The 1,721-nt window shown below is 77.5% G+C and carries 1 protein-coding gene and 1 pseudogene; both read right to left on the reverse strand.

Annotated features, from left to right (window positions below; all coding sequences use genetic code 11):
* Positions 1-344 precede the first annotated feature (344 nt).
* Positions 345-881, reverse strand: a pseudogene (locus ACTUAL_RS21530) (RNA polymerase sigma factor); the annotation flags it as partial.
* Between the two features lie 91 nt (positions 882-972).
* The gene (locus ACTUAL_RS21535) at positions 973-1,443 is read right to left on the reverse strand and encodes an NUDIX domain-containing protein (protein WP_096492726.1); all 471 of its coding nucleotides are present in this window, start codon (positions 1,441-1,443) and stop codon (positions 973-975) included.
* Positions 1,444-1,721: the final 278 nt, after the last annotated feature.

Consider the following 1,721-nt stretch of genomic DNA (forward strand, 5'->3'; position numbering starts at 1 on the left):
CCGCCACCGCCGACGTCGGGCCCGCGGCTTCCCGAGCCGCCAACGCCCAGGCCGCCGGTCTCCAGGTCGCCGGTACCTGGCCTGCTGGCCTCCGGGCCGCCAGAGCCCAGGCCGCCAGCGCCTGGTCCGCCGGTTTCCAGACCGCCGCCCGGTTCACCTGTTTCCGGCCCGCCGCCGCCAGCTCCGCTGCTCTCCGGCCCGCCGCCGCCCGGTCCACCGGTCTCCGGCCCACCGCTCTCCAGCCCGATGTCCGCCAGCCCGGTGCTCCCCAACCCGCCGTCGGCCAGGCCCGCGCCCTCCAGCTCGACGTCCTCCGGACCGCCGATGCCCAGTTCGGCGTTCTCCTCGGCGTCGAGCCCGTCCCGCAGCGCCTTCAGGCACCCGCCCCTGGTCGGCCCGCCGCGCGGCGAGGACAGCGCCTCCGCGAGGCCCCGGTAGTCGGTCCGCGCGGCCAGCGCGGTCAGCCTCAGCAGCTCCTGGCACTGCCGGGGCAGCCCCCGGAACGCCCGCCACAGCCGCCGGTCCCGCCCCGGCGCGCCCGCCTGGAGCTCGGCGTCGAGCAGTTCCGCCACGCCCCGCGCCTCCACCCGCCGCGCCTCCCGCCGCGTGGCCACCACCAGCCACCCGGCCAGCGCCCGCGCCTGCGCGACGCGCTCCAGGTTGCGCCGCAGCGCCAACCACACCGCCTGCACCACGTCGGCCGCCGTCACCCGGTCGAGCCCGTGCCCGCGCGCCACGTGCCAGACCAGCGGCGTCAGCTCGGCGATGAGCACGTCCAGCCCCCGGTGGTCACCCCCGCGCGCCGCGACCAGGCAGGCCTCGTGCAGCTCGACGCCGCGCAACCCCTCCCACGGCGCCCCCCGGTCCCGCTCCTCGCCCACGTCGCCCCTCCCGCCCACGAGCACCGCCCGTTCCGATGTTCACACACCCCGTGCCCGCCGCCCCGGCAACGGGTGACCGCCAGTCGGGTGGTCACCACCCGTACACGCTGAAGGGCGTGGCGGTGCGGTGACCGTCCAGGCCCAGCAGGGAGTACTCGATCAGGTCGTCGGGCAGCGCGTCGAGCCCGAACCAGCGCAGCTCGGCGCACTTGTCCGGCTCCGCGTTGACCGGCTCGCCACCCCAGGCCGTGACCGCGAAGAACAACCCCAGCCGGGGCTCCACACCGGTCGCGGTGGCGTGGGCGGTGTGCACGAGCCGCAGGTCCGCCTCGGCGATCACCACGCCCAGCTCCTCGTGCGCCTCGCGGGCGGCGGCGGCCAGGGCCGACTCGCCCGCGTCGAGCTTGCCGGACGGCAGGTGCCAGCGGCCGTCGAACCGCGGGTGCGCGGGATCGCGGCGCAGGGACAGCAGCACCTCCGAACCGGCGTCGGGGCCCGGACCCGGACCAGGGCCTGGGCGCAGCAGGAGCAGGTGCACGTCGATCAGGTGGCGGTCGGCCACGGCGGTCCCCCTCGCATCCCCGGAACGTCTCGGTGATCTTCTCGGGTGTGGCTGACGAATGGGAGACCGACATCGAGGATTCCGCCGGGGCCTCGGGGCGCTGTGCGACGCCGTCGAGCGGTGGGCCCCGCCCCCGCCAGGTCCGGTCACCGCGCCGCACCGGAGACCGCCTCACCCCGGACCAGCTGGGCGCGCTCGCCCGCAGGCGCCGCGACCGCCTCCGCCACCCGCGCTCCACCACCGCCGAGGTGCTGGTTGCCGACGGCGGGCGGGTCGTC

The sequence above is a fragment of the Actinosynnema sp. genome, from assembly GCF_052038725.1.